Here is a 19,655-nt window from a genome sequence, read left to right as displayed (position 1 = left end):
CAGGAGACAAAAAACCATGACGACCAGCGCAATCGCCGCAATGCCCCGCGGGCTGACCGAAAGCTACGCCCGGGGCACCACCGATGTTCCTCTGATCGATCAGACCATCGGCGCATTCTTTGCCGACATGGTGGCCCGCCAGCCCGAGCGCGAGGCGCTGGTCAGTGTGCACCAGGGCCGCCGCTACACCTACGCCCAGTTGCAGGCTGAAGCCCACCGCCTGGCCAGCGCGCTGCTGGGCATGGGGCTCACCCCCGGCGACCGCGTGGGCATCTGGTCGCACAACAACGCCGAATGGGTGCTGATGCAGCTGGCTACCGCGCAGGTGGGCCTGGTGCTGGTCAACATCAACCCGGCCTACCGCACGTCTGAGGTGGAATACGCGCTGAACAAGGTGGGCTGCAAGCTGCTGGTGAGCATGGCGCGCTTCAAGACCAGCGACTACCTGGGCATGCTGCGCGAGCTGGCGCCCGAGTGGCACCACCAGCAGCCGGGGCAACTGGGCTCCGTAAAGCTGCCCCACCTGAACACGGTGGTGTGGATTGATGAGGCGGGGCAGGGCGCCGACGAGCCGGGCCTGATGCGCTTTACCGACCTGCTGGCACGCGGCAACGCGGCCGACCCGCGCCTTGCAGCCATCGCTGCGACGCTCAAGGCCACCGACCCCATCAATATCCAGTTCACCAGCGGCACCACCGGCTTTCCCAAGGGCGCCACGCTCACGCACCGCAACATCCTGAACAACGGCTTCTTCATTGGCGAGTGCATGAAGCTCACGCCCGAAGACCGCCTGTGCATCCCCGTGCCGCTGTACCACTGCTTTGGCATGGTGCTGGGCAACCTGGCCTGCTTTACCCACGGTGCCACCATCGTCTACCCCAACGACGGGTTCGACCCGCTCACCGTGCTGCAGACGGTGCAGGACGAGCGCTGCACCGGCCTGCATGGCGTGCCCACCATGTTCATCGCTGAGCTGGATCACCCGCGCTTTGCCGAGTTCAACCTGAGCACGCTGCGCACCGGCATCATGGCCGGATCGCCGTGCCCCACCGAGGTGATGAAGCGCGTGGTGGAGCAGATGAACCTGCGCGAGATCACCATTGCCTACGGCATGACCGAGACCAGCCCCGTGAGCTGCCAGAGCAGCACCGACACGCCGCTGGACAAGCGCGTATCGACCGTGGGCCAGGTGCAGCCGCACCTGGAAGTGAAGATCGTGGACCCAGACACCGGCGCCATCGTTCCCGTCGGCCAGCGCGGCGAGTTCTGCACCAAGGGCTATTCCGTCATGCACGGCTACTGGGGCGATGAGGCCAAGACCCGCGAGGCGATTGACGAAGGCGGCTGGATGCACACCGGCGACCTGGCCACCATGGACGCCGAGGGCTACGTGAACATCGTCGGCCGCATCAAGGACATGGTGATCCGTGGCGGCGAGAACATCTACCCGCGCGAGATTGAAGAATTCTTGTACCGTCACCCGCAGGTGCAGGACGTGCAGGTGGTGGGCGTGCCCGACCAGAAATACGGCGAAGAACTCTGCGCTTGGATCATCGCGAAGCCCGGCTCCAAGCCGACGGAAGACGACATCCGCGCCTTCTGCAAGGGCCAGATTGCGCACTACAAGGTGCCGCGCTACATCCGCTTTGTCACCAGTTTTCCGATGACGGTGACGGGCAAGATCCAGAAGTTCAAGATCCGCGACGAGATGAAGGACCAACTGGGCCTGGAAGAACAGAAAACCGCTTGAAAGAGCAAGACCGTATGACCATTCTCGACACCCAACTCAACGCCCGCTCGGCGGACTTTCTGGCCAATGCCGCCGCCATGCGCACGCTGGTGGATGACCTGCGCGCCCAGCTCGACAAGGTCGCCCAGGGCGGCGGCGAAGCGGCCCGCGCCAAGCACACCGCACGCGGCAAGCTGCTGCCGCGCGAGCGCGTGCAGATGCTGCTGGACCCCGGCACGCCGTTCCTCGAACTGGCGCCGCTGGCTGCGCTGAACATGTACAGCAACGACGCGCCCTGTGCGGGGCTCATCGCGGGCATTGGCCGCGTGAGCGGCGTGGACTGCATGATCGTGTGCAACGACGCCACGGTGAAGGGCGGCACCTACTACCCGCTCACCGTCAAGAAGCACCTGCGTGCGCAAGAGGTGGCGCATCAGAACCACCTGCCCTGCATCTACCTGGTGGACTCGGGCGGCGCCAATCTGCCCAACCAGGACGAGGTTTTCCCAGACCGCGACCACTTCGGTCGCATCTTCTTCAACCAGGCCAACATGAGCGCCATGGGCATCAGCCAGATCGCCGTGGTGATGGGCTCGTGCACGGCGGGCGGCGCCTATGTGCCTGCGATGAGCGACGAGTCCATCATCGTCAAGAACCAGGGCACCATCTTTTTGGGTGGCCCACCGCTGGTCAAAGCCGCCACGGGGGAGGTGGTGAGCGCCGAAGACCTGGGCGGTGGTGATGTGCACACGCGCCTTTCGGGCGTTGCCGACCACCTGGCGCAAAACGATCTGCACGCGCTGCAGCTGGCACGCAATGCGGTGCGCAATTTGAATAAAAACAAGCCGCAGGCGCTAGTGGATCATGCGTCGGTAGCTCCTAAATTTGCAGCAGAAGAACTCTATGGCGTGATCCCCGTGGACACGCGCAAGCCCTTTGATGTGCGCGAGATCATTGCCCGCATCGTCGATGGCAGCGAGTTCGACGAGTTCAAGGCGCGCTACGGCACCACGCTGGTCACGGGTTTTGCGCGCATTGAAGGGATGGCTGTGGGCATCATCGCCAACAACGGCATTCTGTTCAGCGAGTCGGCCCTCAAGGGCGCGCACTTCATCGAGCTGTGCTGCCAGCGCAAGATCCCGCTGGTGTTCCTGCAGAACATCACCGGCTTCATGGTGGGCCGCAAGTACGAAAACGAAGGCATCGCCCGCAACGGCGCGAAGATGGTCACGGCCGTGGCCACGGCGAGCGTGCCGAAGTTCACCATCATCATCGGCGGCAGCTTTGGCGCAGGCAACTACGGCATGTGCGGCCGCGCGTACAGCCCCCGCTTCTTGTGGATGTGGCCCAACGCGCGCATCAGCGTGATGGGCGGCGAGCAGGCTGCTGGCGTGCTGGCCACTGTGAAGCGTGACGGTATCGAGGCCAAGGGCGGGCAGTGGAGCATGGAGGAAGAAGAAGCCTTCAAGGCCCCCATCCGCCGCCAGTACGAAGACCAGGGCCACCCTTACTACGCCACGGCCCGCCTGTGGGACGACGGCGTGATCGACCCCGCCGACACCCGCCGCGTGCTGGCGCTGGGCCTGGCCGCAACGCGCAACGCGCCCATTGAAGACACCAAGTTCGGCCTGTTCCGGATGTAACCCCACCAAAGCCGGAACCGAGAGCTGCGATGGACGCTGTTGCCCACTTCACCCAGCTGGCACGCTACAACGTGTGGGCCACGGCGCGCGTGCTCGATGCCGTGCGGGCGCTGCCGGAGGAGGCCTACCGGCGCGACGTAGGCCTGTTCTTCAAAAGCGTCCACGGCACGCTCAACCACCTGCTGGTGGGCGAGCATCATCTATGGTTTGTGCGCTTTGCCGAAGGCATCTCGCCCAAGGTGGCCCTGGACGCCGAGCTGGAGAGTGACCGCGCGCAGCTCGATGCCCGGCTGCGCGAAGGCGCGGCCCGTTGGGCGCCGCTGATCGCCTCGTTCAAGCCCGAGCGCTGGACCGGCAAGCTCGACTACACCACCATGCGCGGCACGGCGGCATCGCTGCCGTTTGCGGCCACGCTGGCGCATGTGTTCAACCACGGCACACACCACCGGGGCCAGATCACTGCGGCATTGACCGCACTGGGCCAGCCTTGCCCCGAGCTGGATCTCGTCTACTTTCTGCAAAACCCGACCAAGCCATGAGCAGTCAGAACCTTTCCATCACCCAGACCGGCGCCGTGGCGCGCATCACGCTCACGCAGCCGGAGATTCGCAACGCGTTCAGCGACGAAGTCATTGCCGAGATCACCGCCGCCTTCATCGATGTGGGGGGGCGCGCCGATGTGCGCGCCGTGGTGCTGGCGGCCGAGGGGCCCGCGTTCTGCGCCGGTGCCAACCTCAACTGGATGCGCCGCATGGCTGACTACACGCGCCATGAAAACATCGCCGACGCGGGCAAGCTGGCCGAGATGCTGCGCGTGATCTACGAATGCCCCAAGCCTACGATTGCCCGCGTGCAGGGCGACGTGTACGCAGGCGGCATGGGCCTGGTGGCCGCGTGCGACATGGCCGTGGCAGTGGACACGGCGGGCTTCTGCCTCAGCGAAGTGAAGTTGGGGCTCATCCCCGCCACCATCAGCCCTTATGTGATCCGTGCCATGGGTGCGCGCGCTGCGCACCGTTATTTTCTGACGGCCGAGCGATTTGGCGCGGCCGAGGCGCTGCGCATCGGCTTTGTGCACGAGGTGGTGGCTGCCGACCAGCTCGACGCCAAGGTGGACGAACTGCTCAAGGCTCTGACCACCGCCAGCCCCAACGCCGTGCGTGTGTGCAAGAAACTGGTGATGGATGTGGCCGAGCGCGAAATCAACGCGGGGCTGATTGCCGCTACCGTGCAGGGCATTGCCGACATCCGCGCCAGCGACGAAGGCAAGGAGGGCGTGCAGTCCTTCCTGAACAAGCGCAAGCCCAACTGGTTGGGTTGATCGCTACATAACGGTCATGGACACCCTCTGGCTTCACATCGTGCAGTGGCTCCACACCGTGGGGCTGCATGTCGATGGCGGCACTGCGCGCGCCGTGGGCGACGCGGCGGCCACGGCAACCGCGAAGCTCGACATGCCCAGCCTGCTGGCTTTGGCCGCCGCGCTGGGCTGGGCCAGCGGCTTTCGCTTGTATGCCGTGGTGTTCATCGTCGGCATGATGGGTGTGCTGGGCTGGATGCCGCTGCCTCCCGGCCTGGCCATGCTGCAGCACCCTCTGGTGCTGATGGTCAGCGGCTGCATGTTGATGGTGGAGTTTTTTGCCGACAAGGTGCCCTGGGTGGACAGCGCCTGGGATGCGGTGCACGCCTTCATCCGCGTGCCCGCAGGGGCTGCGCTGGCCTACGGCGTGTTTGGGGCCGACAACGCCACGATGGCGGTTGTGGCGGGGCTGCTGGGGGGCTCGCTGTCTGCCACGGCGCTGGCGACCAAGATGACCACACGGGCGGCGGTGAACACCTCGCCCGAGCCCTTTTCCAACTGGGGGCTGTCGTTCTTTGAGGATGGCCTGGTGGTGGCCGTGGTGTGGCTGGCCACGCAGCACCCGGTGGCCTTTGGCATCGCGTTGGTGGTGATGGTGGCGGTGTCGGTGCTGCTGCTGGTGGTGCTGTTCAAGTTTCTGCGCGCCGTGGTGCGGCGCTTGTCTTCTTTCTTTTCTGGTTCTGCCAAGGTGGCTTAGATGTTTACGAAAATTTTGATTGCCAATCGCGGTGAGATCGCTTGCCGAGTGGCCGCCACGGCCAAGCGTCTGGGCGTGAAGACTGTCGCCGTGTATTCCGACGCCGACGCCAACGCCAAACACGTGGCCGTGTGCGATGAGGCCGTGCACATTGGCGGCAGCGCGCCCAAGGACAGCTATCTGCGCTGGGAGCGCATCATTGACGCCGCCAAGGCCACGGGCGCGCAGGCCATCCACCCGGGCTACGGCTTTCTGAGCGAGAACGAAGACTTCGCCAAGGCCTGTGCCGATGCGGGCCTGGTCTTCATCGGCCCGCCCGCCAGCGCGATCAACGCCATGGGGCTCAAGGCCGAGTCCAAGCGCCTGATGGAGCAGGCCCAGGTGCCCCTGGTGCCGGGCTACCACGGCGCTGATCAAGACCCCGCCATGTTGCAACGCGAGGCCGACCGCATTGGCTACCCCGTGCTCATCAAGGCCAGCGCTGGTGGCGGTGGCAAGGGCATGCGCGCGGTGGACAAGGCCGAGGACTTCGCCGCTGCGCTCGACTCCTGCAAGCGCGAGGCCATCAACAGCTTTGGTGATGACGCAGTGCTGGTCGAAAAGTACGTGCAGCGCCCGCGCCACATCGAGATCCAGGTGTTCGGCGACACGCACGGCAACTGCGTGTACCTGTTCGAGCGCGACTGCTCGGTGCAGCGCCGCCACCAGAAGGTGCTGGAGGAGGCCCCCGCCCCCGGCATGACACCCGAGCTGCGCGCCCGCATGGGCGAGGCCGCCGTGGCGGCCGCACGCGCCGTGAACTACGTGGGCGCGGGCACGGTGGAGTTCATCGTCGAGCAGCCCGGCGGCTACGACGCGCCCGAGCAGATGAAGTTCTACTTCATGGAGATGAACACCCGCCTGCAGGTGGAACACCCCGTGACAGAAGCCATCACCGGCCTGGACCTGGTGGAGTGGCAGCTGCGCGTGGCGTCGGGCGAACCGCTGCCGCTGAAGCAGGAAGACCTGCGCATCACCGGCCACGCCATCGAGGCGCGCATCTGTGCCGAGAACCCCGACAACAACTTCCTGCCTGCCACCGGAGCGCTCAATGTGTATGCGCTGCCCGAGTGCGTGACTTTCGAACGCGCGAATGTGAGCGACACAGGCGTCGCGGTCCGCGTCGATTCCGGCGTGCGCCAGGGCGATGCGATCAGCCCGTTCTACGACTCCATGGTGGCCAAGCTCATCGTGCACGGCGACACGCGCGAGCAGGCGCTGGCGCGGCTGGATGAAGCGCTGGCGCAGACCCACATCGTGGGCCTGGCCACCAACGTGCAGTTCTTGCGCCGCGTGGCGAAGACGGCAGCATTCGCGCAGGCCAAGCTCGACACCGCGCTGATCCAACGCGAGCAGGCCGTGCTGTTCCACCAGGAGCCGGTCGGCCTGCCGCTGGCTGCAGCTGCCGCCATTGCCCAGACCCTGCTGCAAGAGCGTGCCAGCGAAGCCGCCGACCCGTTCAGCCGCCGCGACGGCTTCCACACCCATGGTGTGGTGCAGCGCCGGTTCGAGTTCGATTTTGGTGGTGCACATGCCAAGGCCTGGCTAACGTACGAACGCGGCGGCAGCCTGCATCTTGCCGTCGGTGAGGGCGACGCTGCCGTGGCCGGTCCGCTGGTGTTTGCGGCCATTCCCGGGGGCATCGAGCTGCAGTTTGCCGGCCAGCGCACGCGCGCCGCTGTGTATGCACAGGGTGAGGTGGACCATGTCTTCACCCCGCTGGGCGCCACCCAGATCACGTCCATCGACCTGCTGGCCCATTCGGGCGAGTCGGCTGCCGAAGGCGGGCGCCTGACGGCGCCCATGCCTGGCAAGGTCGTGTCATTTGCCGTGAAGGCGGGCGATGCCGTGACCAAGGGCCAGCCGCTGGCAGTGATGGAAGCCATGAAGATGGAGCACACGATTGCAGCGCCCGCTGACGGCGTGGTGCAGGAGCTGCTGTACGCACCTGGCGACCAGGTAACTGAAGGGGCCGAGCTGCTCAAGCTCGTGGTGGCCGAGAAGGCGTAAGCACCATCGGGGCACCCCGTGCGTGACAGCGCGGGGTGCGCAATGCGGCTACGCTCGGGGCCCATGAAAATCACCTTTTGCTGTACTGACGCCAAGCCCGAGCCCTGGCTCCAGGGCTTTTCCGCCGCGCTGCCCGGCGCTGAGATTTCTGTGTGGCAGCCCGGCGCTCCCCAGGCCGACTACGCCGTCGTCTGGGCCCCGCCCCAGCAGTTCATGGACGAGCAGCCCGCGCTCAAGGCACTGTTCAACATCGGTGCGGGGGTGGATGCCCTGCTCAAGCTGCGCCTGCCGCCCCAGGCCCTGGTGGTGCGGCTGGACGATGCGGGCATGGCCGTGCAGATGGCCGAATATGTGTGCCACGCCGTCATCCGTCACTTCCGCGAGTTTGACGGCTACGAGGCCGACACGGCCGCTGGGCGCTGGGGCTACCGCAAGCCGCGCCTGCGCAGCGACTACCCCATCGGCGTGATGGGCCTGGGTGTTCTGGGCGAGCGTGTGGCCAAGGCGCTGGCGCAGTTTGACTTTCCGATCAACGGCTGGAGCCGCAGCCCCAAGGCCATCGAGGGTGTGCGCGCGTTTGCGGGGGCGGATCAGTTCAACGATTTTCTGGCCGCAAGCCGTGTGCTGGTCAATCTGCTGCCCCTCACACCCGACACCACCGACGTGATCAACAAGGACACGCTGGCCCGGCTGCAGCCCGGCGCCTATGTCATCAACGTGGCGCGCGGAGCGCATCTGGTGGACGAGGATTTGCTTGCCGCCATTGACAGCGGCCATGTGGCGGGTGCCACGCTGGATGTGTTCCGTACCGAGCCGCTGCCTGCGGGCCACCCGTTCTGGAAGCACCCCCGCATCACCGTCACGCCGCACACCTCTGCGCGCACGTTGCGCGATGAAAGCATCGCCCAGATCGCGCGCAAGATGGTGGCGCTGGAGCGGGGCGAGGCGGTGGCCGGGGTGGTGAACCCGGGGCGCGGCTACTGAGTCAATGTCCCCGCCGCCCGGTGCTCAATCCACCGTCACGCCCGCATCGCGCACCAGCTTGCCCAGCCGCTGCGCGTCGGCTTTGATCAGCGCGCCAAAGTCGGCGGCGTTGCCCGCCACCACCGGCGTGCCGATGGCTTCCCATTTGGTGCGGAAGGCGGGGTCCTTGAAGATCGCGTTCACGGTGGCGTTGAGCTTGTCGATGGTGGCTTGCGGGGTACCCGCGCGCACGGCAATGCCGTGCCAGCCCGTGATCTGGTAGCCCGCAATACCGGCCTCGGCCATCGTGGGCACGTTGGGCAGGACCTTGGCGCGCTCGCTGGACGTGACCGCCAGCGGGATCAGCTTGCCCGCCTGGATGTGGGGCAGCGAGCTGCCGACGATGTCGAACATCACGTTCACCTGCCCACCGATCAGGTCGTTGAGCGCCGGGCCTGCGCCCCGGTAGGGGATGTGGCCCATCTTCACGCCTGCCATGGTGTTGAACAGCTCGCCCGCCAGGTGCTGCGGTGTGCCGTTGCCGGCCGACGCAAAGCTGAGCACCGGCTTGCCCGCCTTGGCCAGGGCCAGAAATTCGGCCAGGGTCTTGACGCCCAGCGAGGGGTGCACTTCCAGCACCAGCGGAAAGGCCGACAGCTGGATTACTGGCGCCAGATCGGTCAGCGGGTTGAACGGCATGCTGGCGTAGAGCGAGGGGTTCACCGCCATCGGGCCACTGGCCGCCAGCAGTAGCGTGTGGCCGTCAGCGGGAGCCTGCTTGGCGACTTCGGCGCTGCCCGTGTTGCCACCCGCGCCGCCCTTGTTGTCCACCACCACAGGCACGCCCAGGCGGCTTTGCAGCTCGGGTTGCAGCATGCGGGCCATCAGGTCGGTGGGGCCGCCGGGCGGGTAGGGCACCACAAAGCGGATGGTCTTGCTGGGGAACGCGGTAGCGGCCGTCTGTGCGGCGGCCTGCCCAGCGAGGCCCAAGGCAAGGGGTACGGCCAGGGCTGCGTGAAGCACGGCGCGGCGGTCGGGGCGGGGCGTGGATGAGGAAATGGGGCGGTGGTGCATGTCTGTCTCCTGTGGGGATGGATAAGGCCCGTCTGCTGCGGGTTGATGTCGATGGAACAAGGGAAAGAGGACTTTCAAGAAGCACCAAAGCGCTGCCGGATGTCGGCGGCGGTGGCCAGCGGGCGGCCCAGCGCATTGGCGGCTTCTACCGCCTGGCGCACCAGTGCGGCGTTGTCGGGCGCAACGCTGCCGTCCTTGCACAGCAGGTTGTTTTCAAACCCCACGCGGGCGTGGCCGCCAAACACGGCGGCTGCGGCCACGCAGGCGTTCTCTGCCGCCCCGAACGCACACACGGCCCAAGGCTCGTTCCCCTCATGGGCGTTCAGAAACGGCAGCAGGTCGCGCGGGCTGGAGGTCTGGCCCGCGCTGTAGCGGCCCAGCACGAACAGCAGGAACCACGGCGCATCGGGCACCACACCACTGGCGCGCAAGGCCTGCCAGCGGCGCAGGTCGGTCACGTCGTACAGGATGACCTGCACCATGGTGCGGCGCTGGGCCAGGCCGGTGAAGAAGCGCTGCAGACCGGCTTCGCCAATCTCGGGCTTGTCCACCTCGCGCAGACCGATGGAGACGGCCTCGGGCTGTAGTGCGTCGACCATGGCGATCTGTGCCGGAGCCTGGTACACGCCGGCGGCTTCGGTGGTGATCTGGATGACCATGGCATCACCCACGGCCTGGCGCACCACGCGCTGGGCCTCACGGTAGCCCTCCACATCCAGGCTGTGGCGGCCTTGTGCGTCGCGGATGTGCATGTGCAGCATGGCCGCGCCCGCATCCAGGCAGGCCTTGGCCGTGGTCGCCAGCGTGGCGTGGGTGATGGGCACGGCGGGGTGGTCAGCGGGCTGTTTGTATGCGCCGTTGGGGGCGACGGTCACGATCAGCGGGTCGGCCCACTGGCTGGGAGTCGTGGGTGATGCAGGCGATGCGGTCATGAACGATCTCCGGTATGGGGGGCAGCGTTGGCAGGGGGCTCGATGGTGGGTAGCTCGCTCGCCAGCAGCGCCAGGCCCTGGCGCAGTAGCGTGTCATAGCGCGCGCGCTCGGCTTGCTTGCGGTCTTCGGGCCAATCGAAAAATCCCTTGCCCGTTTTCATGCCCAGCTGGCCCTGGGCCACCTTGTCGCGCAGGGCCTGGGCGGGCACGTCGGTGTTGGACAGCGTGGGGTACATGGTGGCCGCGGCGGCGGTGTGCACCTCAATGCCTGCATGGTCGCGCTGCAGCACCGGCCCCGCCGCCAGAAAGCGGAAGCCGAAGCCAAAGCGCACGGCGGCGTCCACGTCTTCGGGCGAGGCAATGCCTTCGTCGATGAGGGCAAACGCCTCGCGCGACAGCGCATGCTGCATGCGGTTGGCCAGAAAGCCCGGCTTGTCTTTCTTGACCAGCACCGGCACGCTGCCGCAGCCGCGCATGAAGGCGTGCAGCCAGGTGCCCAGGGCCGCGTCGCTGCGCTCGCCCAGCACCACCTCCACCAATGGCACCAGGTGGGCGGGCATGAAGAAGTGCAGCCCCAGCATGCGCTGCGCGGTGGCCAGCCCCTGGGCAATGGCGCTGATGGGAAAGCCCGAGCTGTTGCTGGCCAGCACAGCGTTTGCGGGCGCTACGGCTTCCAGCTCGGCAAACAGTTGCTGCTTGGCGGCCAGCTGCTCGGTGATGCATTCGACCACCAGCACCACGCCGGTCCAGTCCACCTCCTGCAGCGCAGCGCACACCTGCACCGGGCCTGCGTGGGTGGCCTGGCCTGCTGCGGCCAGCTCCTGGGCGATGTGGGGCAGCAGCCGGTTGCGGCGGTCGGTGTGCGGGTCTATCACCGTCACTTGGGCGCCCCCGCGCGCCAGGACCACCGCCACATCGGCCCCCATGGTGCCTCCGCCCACCACCACGGTGCGTGCGTTGCGAGGCGAACTTGTTTCCATCTTGTCTCCAGTTTTTGCTTGTCGTGCTGACGTGCAATGCAGTCTAGGTATCCTGAATTGCGCGGTCCAGACGTCTTTTTCGATAGACTGATCGGCCATGAAGATCAATTGGTCCGCCCGCGAGGTGGATGTGTTCCTGTCGCTGGCCGAGACGCTGAGCTTTCGGCGCACGGCCTTGCAGATGCACCTGTCGCAGTCGGCGGTGTCCGGCACGGTGGCGCGGCTGGAGGAGATGCTGGATGTGCGCCTGTTCGAACGCACCACGCGCACCGTGCAGCTCACGCTGGCGGGCGAGGTGTTTGCCGAGCAGGCGCGGTTCCTGCGCCACCAGATGGAAGAAACCGTGCGCCGCGTACAGGAGGTGGCGCAGCTGCAGGTGGGCCGCGTGGCGCTGGCGGCGCTGCCGTCGCTGGCCGCCGGGGCCGTGCCACGGGCCTTTGCCCGGTTTGCCGCGCAGCACCCGGGCGTGCAGATGGAGCTGATCGATAGCCTGGCAGGCCCGGCGTTTGACATGGTGCGCGCCGGGCGGGTGGACTTTGCCCTCACGGCCGCCAACCCCGCCTACGCGGACCTGGACTACACCCCGCTGGTGTCCGACCGGTTTGTGCTGCTGATGCCGCGCACGCACCCGCTGGCCCGTGGGCGGGGCGCTGTTGCCTGGGCCGATGTGGCCGAGCTGCCCCACATCTCCATGCCCGCGGGCACCAGCGTGCGGCAGTACGCACAAGAGGCCCTGCTGACGCACCGCATTCGCTTTGAACCCCACTACGAGGTGGAGCACCTGGCCACCATTGCGGCCATGGTGGCGGCGGGGCTGGGGGTGAGCGCGCTGCCCGAGCTGGCCGCCCAGGTGGTGCGTCGGCCCGAGGTGGTTACGCGTCCGCTCAAGGCGCCTGTGCTGCACCGGCCCATCGGGCTGATCACGCTGCGCGGGCGGTCCCTGTCGCTGGCGGCGCAGGCCATGGTGGCCTTGCTGCGGCAGGAGGTGGAAGACGCCGAGGCGCAGAGCGGCTGATGGCGCGTCCGGCGAGTGGTCTGGCACGATATGGGGTGGCCCTGTGAAGGCGGTGGCGAGACAATGGCGGCATTCCTTGATCCACCCTTGGTAGCCCCATGAGCATTCCCTCCCGCGTCCGCCTCATCGACGTTGGCCCCCGCGACGGCCTGCAGAACGAAAAGACCCCGGTGCCTGCCGCCGTCAAGATCGAGCTGGTGCACCGCCTGCAGCAGGCGGGCCTGAAAGAGATCGAAGTCACCAGCTACGTCAGCCCCAAGTGGGTGCCGCAGATGGCCGACAACCACGAGGTGATGGCGGGCATCACGCGCCAGAGCGGCGTCGCGTATTCGGTGCTCACGCCCAACCTCAAGGGCTTTGAGGCGGCCGTGCTCGACAAGCCCGACGAGATCGTCGTCTTCGGCTCCGCCAGCGAGGCCTTCAGCCAGCGCAACATCAACTGCAGCATTGCCGAGAGCATTGAGCGCTTTGCCCCAGTGGTAGAGGCCGCGTTGGCCGCAGGCATCCGCGTGCGAGGCGCCATGAGCTGCACCGTGGGCTGCCCGTACGAAGGCGATATTGCGCCCGAACGCGTGGCGTACCTGGCGGGGCTGCTCAAAGGCATTGGCGTGCAGCGCGTGGATGTGGCCGACACCATCGGCGTGGGCACGCCGCGCAAGGTGCAAAAGGCGCTGGAGGCGACGCTGCAGCACTTTGGCATCGATGAAGTCTCGGGACACTTCCACGACACCTACGGCCAGGCGCTGTCGAACACGCTGGCCGCGCTGGAGCTGGGTGTGTGGAACTTCCAGTCGTCCGTGGCTGGGCTGGGCGGCTGCCCCTACGCCAAGGGAGCCACCGGCAATGTGGCCACCGAAGATGTGGTCTACATGCTGCAGGGCATGGACATTGAGACCGGCATCGACCTAGACCTGCTCATCGACGCAGGCGCCTACATCAGCGGTTTTCTGGATCGCAAGCCCAACTCACGCGCGGCCAACGCCTTGCTGACCAAGCGCGCGGGCTGACCCCGCTGGTCCAACGCCACCCGGTCGCCGTCAACCGGCGTCCGGGGTGCCGCCCAGCACCTTCCAGAGCGTCACGCGGTTGACCTGCTCGGCCTGGCGCAGGCCGATCAGAGTCTGCTGCGCCGCATACAGGCTGCGTTGTGCATCCAGCACCGTGAGGTAGTTGTCCACCCCGGCCTTGAACCGGGCCTCCGACAGATCGAACGCCTTCTGGGTGGAGGCTACCAGGCGCGTCTGTGCCGCGATGCGCTCGTCCCATTGCGCGCGGTCGGCCAGCACATCGGCGGTCTCGCGGAACGCGGTCTGCACGGCCTTCTCGTACTGGGCCACTGCGATACGCTGGTTGGCCTCGGCCACCTGCACGTTGGCGCGGTTGCGGCCAGCGTCGAAGATGGGCAGACGGACCAGCGGCACAAAGCTCCAGGTGCCGCTGCCTGCGCCAAACAGGCCGTCCAGCTCACGGCTGCCGGTGCCTACGTTGGCCGTGAGGCTGATGGTGGGGAACAGGGCCGCCCGCGCAGCGCCGATGTTCGCCTCGGCGGCGCGCAGGGCGGCTTCGGCAGCCTGTATGTCGGGCCGGGCGAGCAGCACGCTGGAGGCCAGTGGCACCGGCACGGGCTGCAAGGCCGCCGGGGCCTGCGCGTCGGCACGCAGCGTGCTGGCGGTGGGCCAGAGGGCCGCAGGCACTGGGCCGCCCACCAGCAGTTGCAGGGCGTTGCGGTCGCGCTCCACCTGGGCCAGATAGGTCGCGACATCGCCGCGTGCAGCGTCTACCGTGGTCTGTGCCTGGGCCAGCACCAGCCCCGATGTGGAGCCGATGGCGTGGATGCGTTCGGTCAGCGCATAGGCCTTCTCGCGGCTGGCCAGGGTGTCGCGTGCCAGTTGCAGCCGTGCTTCGTCGGCGGCCAGGGTGAGCCAGGCGTTGGCCACATCGGCAATCAGGCCCGTCTGGATGTTGCGCTGGTTCTGCTGGCTCTGCAGAAACTGCTGCAGCGCCGCCTCGTTCAGGTTGCGCACGCGGCCCCAGAAGTCGATTTCGTAGCTGGCAAAGCCCAGTTGGGCTGTGTACTGCGTAGCCACTTGTGCGGGCGCGGTGGCGCTGCTCATGCCGGCGGCGGTGCGTGCGCGGCTGGCTTGCGCCTGCGCGGTGACGCTGGGCAACAGGTCGGCCCGGGTGATGCCGTACTGGGCACGGGCCCGCTCGATGGCCTCGATGGCTACGCGCAGGTCTCGGTTGTTGGACAGCGCCAGGGCAATGACATCACGCAACGGCTGGGCCTGCACCCAGCCCAGCGCAGCGGCCGCTTCCACGCTGGCGTCGCTGGCTACGGCGTGTTGTCCGCCGGTTGTGCCCACGGTGTCGGGCACAGGCAGGGCAGGGGTCTGGTGGATGGGAGCCAGGTTGCAGCCCGCGAGCAGTGCAGCAGCGGCCAGGGCGGCCGTCATGGCGGCAAGGGTAGTGGGCCGACGCTCGCGGCCTGGCGACAAGGGTGGGCGCGTCATGCTGCGCTCTCCTGTGTGGGGTGCGGTGGGGTGGTGGCTGGGGGCGGCGGGGCGTTGTCCTCGCTGCGCGACCGGCTCTTGAACCAGCGGCGAATCAGCAGGAAGAACACCGGCACCAGGAAGATGCCCAGCACGGTGGACGCCAGCATGCCGCCCAGCACGGCGGTGCCGATGGCCACCCGCCCGCCTGCACCCGCGCCGGTACCGATGGCCAGCGGGATCACCCCGAAGCCAAAGGCCAGCGACGTCATCAGGATGGGCCGCAGGCGCAGGCGCACGGCGGCCACGATGGCATCGAACAGGTTCTTGCCCTGCTCCTGCAGCTGCACCGCAAACTCGACGATCAGGATCGCGTTTTTGGACGCCAGCCCCACGGTGGTCAGCAGCCCCACCTGAAAGTACACGTCGTTGGTCAGGCCCCGGGTGTAAGTGGCCGCAAGCGCGCCCACCACGCCCAGCGGCACGGCCAGGATCACCGACAGCGGCACGGTCCAGCTCTCGTACAGGGCGGCCAGGCACAGGAACACGAACAGGATCGAGATTGCGTACAGCATGGGCGCCTGGGCGCCAGACTGGCGCTCTTGCAGCGAGGCGCCCGTCCACTCGTAGCCGATGCCGGGCGGCAGCGTGCGCAGGATGTCTTCCACGATCTTCATGGCGGCGCCCGAGCTCACGCCCGGTGCCGCGCGGCCTTCCAGCTCGTAGGCAGGGTTGCCGTTGTAGCGCAGCAGCTGCGGCGAGCCGTAGGCCCAGTAGCTGGTCGAGAACGCGCCAAACGGCACCATCTCGCCCTTGCTGTTGCGCACGCTCCAGCGCGCCACGTCTTGCGGCAGCATGCGTGCTGGCGCGTCGCCCTGGATGTACACGCGCTTGACCCGCTCGTTGTTCAAAAAGTCGTTCACGTAGGTGCCGCCAATGGCGCTGGAGAGCACGCTGTTGATGTCGTTGTACGACAGCCCCAGCGCAGCGGCCTTGCGGTCATCGATCTCCAGGCGCAGCTCGCTGGCGTCCTCCAGATTGGTCATGCGCAGGTTGGTCAGCTCGGGTCGCTTGCGCGCTTCGGTCAGGAAGGTGTTGGTGGCCGCCAGCAGCGCCTGGTGGCCCAGCCCGTTCATGTCCTTGATCACGAAGTTGAAGCCCGAGCTGGAGCCCAGGCCCCGCACGGCCGGCGGCATGACGACCAGCACCCGCGCATCACGGATGGAGGCCAGGTCGCGCGTGGCCTTGTAGGCGATCTGTGCGGCGGCCTGGTTGGGCAGCGTGCGGTCTTCCCAGGGCTTGAGGCGCACAAAGCCGCGTGCCGAGGCCTGGTCGCCGTTGATGCCCGAGACCTGGTAGAAGCTCAGCACATCGGGCTGCTGCGCAAAGTAGTCGCGCACCTGGTCCAGCACGCTCTGCAGCCGCGCATCGGCGGCGCCCGATGGCAGGTTCACGTTCACGTACAGAAAGCCCTGGTCTTCGTCAGGCAGGAAGGAGGTGGGCAGGCGCGCCATGAGCAGCCAGACCACGCCACACACGGCCAGAAAGATCAGCGCCATGCGCTTGGTGCGGCGCAGGGTGTAGGCCACAGTGCCCTGGTAGCGCGCCGCAGTGGCATCGAAGTGGTGGTTGAACCAGCGGAAGAACCGGTCGTTCAGGCCCAGCAGGCCGCGCCGAATGGGCCGGTCATGCCCAGCCGATGCGGCTGCGGGCTTGAGCAGCGTGGCGCACAGCGCCGGGGTGAGGGTCAGCGCCACAAACACCGACAGCGCCATGGCCGCCACGATGGTGATCGAGAACTGCCGGTAGATCACGCCGGTGGAGCCGCCAAAGAACGCCATGGGCACAAACACCGCCGACAGCGTGACGCCGATGCCCACCAGGGCGGGCGTGATCTCGCGCATGGACTGGCGGGTGGCCTCTTTGGCCGATTGGCCGGTCTCGTGCATCACCCGCTCGACGTTTTCGACCACCACGATGGCGTCGTCCACCAGCAGACCAATCGCCAGCACCATGGCAAACATGGTCAGCGTGTTGATCGAATAGCCCGCGAGCGACAGCACCCCAAAGGTGCCCAGCAGCACCACCGGCACGGCGATGGCGGGGATCAGCGTGGCGCGGAAGTTCTGCAAAAACACGAACATCACGATCACCACCAGGATCATGGCCTCGCCCAGCGCGCTGACCACTTCCTTGATGGAGGCGCGCACGAAGGGCGTGGAGTCCGAGCTGACGAAGTAGTCGATCTGGTTGGGGAAGTAGGGCTTCAGCTCGGCAAGCTTGGCGGCGATGGCGTCGGCCACCTGCATGGCGTTGGCGCCGTCGGCCAGCACGATGCCCATGCCCGCGCCGGGCATGCCGTTGAGTTTGGCCTTCACGGTCAGGTTCTCGGCGCCCAGCTCCACACGGGCCACGTCCTTGATGGTGACCACCGAGCCGTCGAGTGCCGACTTGAGCACGATGGCTTCGAACTGCTCCACGGTCTTGAGCTTTGTGCGGGCCGTGATGGTGGCGTTGAGCTGCTGGTCGGACACCGCTGGCAGGGCGCCCAGCTGGCCGGCGGACACCTGGGCGTTCTGGGCGTTGAGCGCGTTGACCAGGTCCGACGGCATCAGCGCGTACTTCTCCATCTTGGCCGGGTCCATCCAGATGCGCATGGCGTAGTTGGTGCCGAACACGGTCACGTCACCCACACCGTCGATGCGGCCGATCACATCCACCAGGCTGCTGGTCAGAAAGTCGCCGATGTCCACGGCGCTCATCGACGGGTCTTTGGAGAAGAAGCTGTAGGTGACCAGGAAGTCCTGCCCGCCCTTGTTCACGAACACGCCCCGGCTCTTGACGGCGTCGGGCAGGCGGTTGGTGGCGGCCTGCAGCTTGTTCTGCACCTGCACCTGCGCCACGTCGATGTTGGTGCCGGGCGCAAAGGTGAGCGTGGTGCGCGAGCGGCCCGAGGCATCCGAGGTCGAGCTCATGTAGAGCATGTTGTCGATGCCCTTGAGCTGCTGCTCGATGATCTGCGTAACCGAGTTCTCGACCGTCTCGGCCGAGGCGCCGGTGTATTGCGAGCCGATGGTCACGCGCGGCGGAGCGATGTCGGGGTACTGCTCCAGCGGCAGCGTGACGATGGACAGCGCGCCGCCCAGCATGATGATGATGGCGATGACCCACGCAAAGATGGGCCGGTTGATGAAGAACTGAGCCATGTGCTGCGTCCTTCGTGCTCAGCGGGAGGCTGCCGGAGCGGGATTGGACGCGGGTGCCGACGCGGGCGCGGCACCTGCGGCGGCGGGTGCGTCAGCGCCAGGGGCGCCCTTGCGGCCCTTGGCGGGGGCCTTCGGGTCCACCTCTACCGCGCGCACCTTGTCGCCGGGTTTGACGCGTTGGAAACCCTCGACCACCACGCGCTCGCCTGCAGCCAGCCCGCCTTGAAGTAGCCACTGGTTGCCCACGGCACGGTCGATGCTGATCGGGCGCTTTTCCACTACATCACCGTCCTTGACCACCAGCACGCTGGGCTTGCCGGTGAGGTCGCGGGTCACGGCCTGCTGGGGCACCAGCAGGGCTTCTGGCGCGAGCCCGGTGGGCAGCAGCGCCTGTACGTACATACCGGGCATCAGCGTGCCCTTGGGGTTGGGCACCACGGCACGCAGCGTGACAGTGCCGGTGGTGGCGTTCACGATCACGCCCGCAAACTGCAGCTGGCCGCGCTGTGCGTACTCGGTGCCGTCGTCCAGGCGAATGCGCACCGGGATCTTGTCGCCCTCGACCTTCTGGAAGCGGCCTGCGTCCCAGTCCCGCTGCAACTGCATCAGCTCGGTGGTGGACTGGGTGAAGTCCACATACATCGGGTCGAGCTGGACGATGGAGGTGAGTGCGTCGGCCTGGTTGGCCGTGACCAGCGCCCCCGGCGTGACGTTGGACAGGCTGATGCGGCCGCTGATCGGTGCCTCGATGCGGCTGTACTTGAGGTTGATGCGCGCCGTGGCCAGGTTGGCCTTGGCCACGGCCACGTCGGAGCGCGACTGGGCGGCGGCGGCCTGGCTTTCTTCAAACGCCTGCTCGCTGATGGCGTCGATCTTCACCAGCTCCGCATTGCGCTTGGCCGTGGCTTCCTGGGTGCGCGCGGTGGCCTCGGCCTTGGCCAGGGCGGCCTGCGCGCTGGCCTCGGTGGCGCGCAGCGAGGCGTCGTCGATCTGGTACAGCGGCTGGCCCTGGCGCACCAGCGCGCCTTCGGTGAACAGACGCTTTTGCAGGATGCCCGACACCTGGGGCCGGACCTCGGCCGTGAGCGAGGCGCGGGTACGGCCCGGCAGCGCGGCTTCGAGCTGCTGGCTTTGCTGCTTGAGCGTGACCACGCCCACTTCGGGGGCGGCCTTGGCCGGTGCAGGGGCCTCGTTGGGTTTGCTGCAGCCGGCCAGGATGCCTGCGATCAGCAGCAACCCCAGCAACGCTCCCCGGGACGGCAAGGCCCCCAGGGCGGGGCGGGCGGCGCGGCCTGACACGGGATCGGCAGGGGACGGCGCAGACAGGCTCGGGCACAGCAGGGACAACGCGGCATCGTTCATGGGCGTAGGGCTTGGGGCGTGGGGGTGGAAAGTTCGGCGCATTGTGGGGGGCGCACATTTCCTGTTTGTAAAGTGGCCTGATTTGGCCCGGGTGCCGGAGCGCCGTGCAGGGACATGCGGGGCAGGGCGCCGGGCAGGCCCTGGCGCGCGGCAAAA

Annotated in this window: 15 protein-coding genes; 9 read left to right on the top strand and 6 right to left on the bottom strand. The window is 67.2% G+C overall.

What is annotated here, in order from left to right:
- Nucleotides 1-16 precede the first annotated feature (16 nt).
- The 7 genes from ACOYR4_RS19990 (at nt 17) to ACOYR4_RS19960 (ending at nt 8,462) form a co-directional block, all read left to right on the top strand.
- On the top strand, nt 17-1,750 hold the full coding sequence (locus tag ACOYR4_RS19990) for an AMP-binding protein (RefSeq protein WP_422847818.1): 1,734 nt from the start codon (nt 17-19) through the stop codon (nt 1,748-1,750).
- 14 nt (nt 1,751-1,764) lie between these two features.
- Entirely contained in the window at nt 1,765-3,372 is a 1,608-nt protein-coding gene (locus ACOYR4_RS19985) for a carboxyl transferase domain-containing protein (protein WP_422847817.1), read from the top strand.
- 29 nt (nt 3,373-3,401) lie between these two features.
- Nucleotides 3,402-3,911: a DinB family protein gene (locus tag ACOYR4_RS19980; RefSeq protein ID WP_422847816.1), complete on the top strand. Its 510-nt coding sequence runs from the start codon at nt 3,402-3,404 to the stop codon at nt 3,909-3,911.
- On the top strand, nt 3,908-4,693 hold the full coding sequence (locus tag ACOYR4_RS19975; protein WP_422847815.1) for an enoyl-CoA hydratase/isomerase family protein: 786 nt from the start codon (nt 3,908-3,910) through the stop codon (nt 4,691-4,693). The genes ACOYR4_RS19980 and ACOYR4_RS19975 overlap by 4 nt, the downstream gene beginning before the upstream one ends.
- A gap of 16 nt (nt 4,694-4,709) precedes the next feature.
- Nucleotides 4,710-5,429, top strand: a complete 720-nt coding sequence (locus ACOYR4_RS19970; protein ID WP_422847814.1) for a DUF4126 domain-containing protein — start codon at nt 4,710-4,712, stop codon at nt 5,427-5,429.
- On the top strand, nt 5,430-7,478 hold the full coding sequence (locus tag ACOYR4_RS19965; RefSeq protein ID WP_309821832.1) for an acetyl/propionyl/methylcrotonyl-CoA carboxylase subunit alpha: 2,049 nt from the start codon (nt 5,430-5,432) through the stop codon (nt 7,476-7,478). It abuts the gene before it with no gap.
- A 63-nt stretch (nt 7,479-7,541) separates the two neighbouring features.
- Nucleotides 7,542-8,462, top strand: a complete 921-nt coding sequence (locus ACOYR4_RS19960) for a glyoxylate/hydroxypyruvate reductase A (protein WP_309821834.1) — start codon at nt 7,542-7,544, stop codon at nt 8,460-8,462.
- 24 nt (nt 8,463-8,486) lie between these two features.
- Here the strand turns inward: ACOYR4_RS19960 and ACOYR4_RS19955 are convergent, their stop codons facing one another.
- The 3 genes from ACOYR4_RS19955 to ACOYR4_RS19945 all read right to left on the bottom strand — a co-directional run bounded on the left by ACOYR4_RS19955 (nt 8,487) and on the right by ACOYR4_RS19945 (nt 11,427).
- Nucleotides 8,487-9,515 (bottom strand): Bug family tripartite tricarboxylate transporter substrate binding protein, encoded by a 1,029-nt coding sequence (locus tag ACOYR4_RS19955; RefSeq protein ID WP_422847813.1) that lies wholly within the window; start codon nt 9,513-9,515, stop codon nt 8,487-8,489.
- Between the two features lie 74 nt (nt 9,516-9,589).
- Entirely contained in the window at nt 9,590-10,447 is an 858-nt protein-coding gene (locus ACOYR4_RS19950) for a 3-keto-5-aminohexanoate cleavage protein (protein ID WP_422847812.1), read from the bottom strand.
- Nucleotides 10,444-11,427, bottom strand: coding sequence for a 3-hydroxyacyl-CoA dehydrogenase family protein (locus ACOYR4_RS19945; RefSeq protein ID WP_422847811.1), 984 nt, complete (start codon nt 11,425-11,427; stop codon nt 10,444-10,446). The genes ACOYR4_RS19950 and ACOYR4_RS19945 overlap by 4 nt, the downstream gene beginning before the upstream one ends.
- A 97-nt stretch (nt 11,428-11,524) precedes the next feature.
- On the opposite strand from ACOYR4_RS19945, the gene ACOYR4_RS19940 reads away from it, so the two are divergent.
- Nucleotides 11,525-12,442 (top strand): LysR family transcriptional regulator, encoded by a 918-nt coding sequence (locus ACOYR4_RS19940; protein WP_209817905.1) that lies wholly within the window; start codon nt 11,525-11,527, stop codon nt 12,440-12,442.
- A 98-nt stretch (nt 12,443-12,540) separates the two neighbouring features.
- The gene (locus ACOYR4_RS19935) at nt 12,541-13,449 is read left to right on the top strand and encodes a hydroxymethylglutaryl-CoA lyase (RefSeq protein WP_422847810.1); all 909 of its coding nucleotides are present in this window, start codon (nt 12,541-12,543) and stop codon (nt 13,447-13,449) included.
- A gap of 30 nt (nt 13,450-13,479) precedes the next feature.
- Here the strand turns inward: ACOYR4_RS19935 and ACOYR4_RS19930 are convergent, their stop codons facing one another.
- The 3 genes from ACOYR4_RS19930 to ACOYR4_RS19920 are packed head-to-tail and all read right to left on the bottom strand — an operon-like array spanning nt 13,480 to nt 19,499.
- A complete protein-coding gene (locus ACOYR4_RS19930) occupies nt 13,480-14,952 on the bottom strand; it encodes an efflux transporter outer membrane subunit (RefSeq protein ID WP_422847809.1) in 1,473 nt (490 codons plus the stop codon).
- The gene (locus ACOYR4_RS19925) at nt 14,949-18,137 is read right to left on the bottom strand and encodes an efflux RND transporter permease subunit (RefSeq protein ID WP_422847808.1); all 3,189 of its coding nucleotides are present in this window, start codon (nt 18,135-18,137) and stop codon (nt 14,949-14,951) included. Before ACOYR4_RS19925 ends, ACOYR4_RS19930 begins: the two co-directional genes overlap by 4 nt.
- Before the next feature lie 18 nt (nt 18,138-18,155).
- Nucleotides 18,156-19,499 carry an efflux RND transporter periplasmic adaptor subunit gene (locus ACOYR4_RS19920; RefSeq protein ID WP_422847807.1) on the bottom strand — a complete coding sequence of 448 codons (1,344 nt, stop codon included), beginning with the start codon at nt 19,497-19,499 and terminating at the stop codon, nt 18,156-18,158.
- Between the last annotated feature and the right edge of the window lie 156 nt (nt 19,500-19,655).

The sequence above is a fragment of the Acidovorax sp. M14 genome, from assembly GCF_049331375.1.
GTDB lineage: Bacteria > Pseudomonadota > Gammaproteobacteria > Burkholderiales > Burkholderiaceae_C > Acidovorax.
This window is presented reverse-complemented; position numbering and strand designations above follow the sequence as displayed.

Excerpts from the sequence above, each read along its gene's own strand:
- ACOYR4_RS19990 (WP_422847818.1), top strand. The coding sequence starts at position 17 with ATGACGACCAGCGCAATCGCCGCAATGCCCCGCGGGCTGACCGAAAGC.
- ACOYR4_RS19985 (WP_422847817.1), top strand. The coding sequence starts at position 1,765 with ATGACCATTCTCGACACCCAACTCAACGCCCGCTCGGCGGACTTTCTG.
- ACOYR4_RS19980 (WP_422847816.1), top strand. The coding sequence starts at position 3,402 with ATGGACGCTGTTGCCCACTTCACCCAGCTGGCACGCTACAACGTGTGG.
- ACOYR4_RS19975 (WP_422847815.1), top strand. The coding sequence starts at position 3,908 with ATGAGCAGTCAGAACCTTTCCATCACCCAGACCGGCGCCGTGGCGCGC.
- ACOYR4_RS19970 (WP_422847814.1), top strand. The coding sequence starts at position 4,710 with ATGGACACCCTCTGGCTTCACATCGTGCAGTGGCTCCACACCGTGGGG.
- ACOYR4_RS19965 (WP_309821832.1), top strand. The coding sequence starts at position 5,430 with ATGTTTACGAAAATTTTGATTGCCAATCGCGGTGAGATCGCTTGCCGA.
- ACOYR4_RS19960 (WP_309821834.1), top strand. The coding sequence starts at position 7,542 with ATGAAAATCACCTTTTGCTGTACTGACGCCAAGCCCGAGCCCTGGCTC.
- ACOYR4_RS19955 (WP_422847813.1), bottom strand. The coding sequence starts at position 9,515 with ATGCACCACCGCCCCATTTCCTCATCCACGCCCCGCCCCGACCGCCGC.
- ACOYR4_RS19950 (WP_422847812.1), bottom strand. The coding sequence starts at position 10,447 with ATGACCGCATCGCCTGCATCACCCACGACTCCCAGCCAGTGGGCCGAC.
- ACOYR4_RS19945 (WP_422847811.1), bottom strand. The coding sequence starts at position 11,427 with ATGGAAACAAGTTCGCCTCGCAACGCACGCACCGTGGTGGTGGGCGGA.
- ACOYR4_RS19940 (WP_209817905.1), top strand. The coding sequence starts at position 11,525 with ATGAAGATCAATTGGTCCGCCCGCGAGGTGGATGTGTTCCTGTCGCTG.
- ACOYR4_RS19935 (WP_422847810.1), top strand. The coding sequence starts at position 12,541 with ATGAGCATTCCCTCCCGCGTCCGCCTCATCGACGTTGGCCCCCGCGAC.
- ACOYR4_RS19930 (WP_422847809.1), bottom strand. The coding sequence starts at position 14,952 with ATGACGCGCCCACCCTTGTCGCCAGGCCGCGAGCGTCGGCCCACTACC.
- ACOYR4_RS19925 (WP_422847808.1), bottom strand. The coding sequence starts at position 18,137 with ATGGCTCAGTTCTTCATCAACCGGCCCATCTTTGCGTGGGTCATCGCC.
- ACOYR4_RS19920 (WP_422847807.1), bottom strand. The coding sequence starts at position 19,499 with ATGAACGATGCCGCGTTGTCCCTGCTGTGCCCGAGCCTGTCTGCGCCG.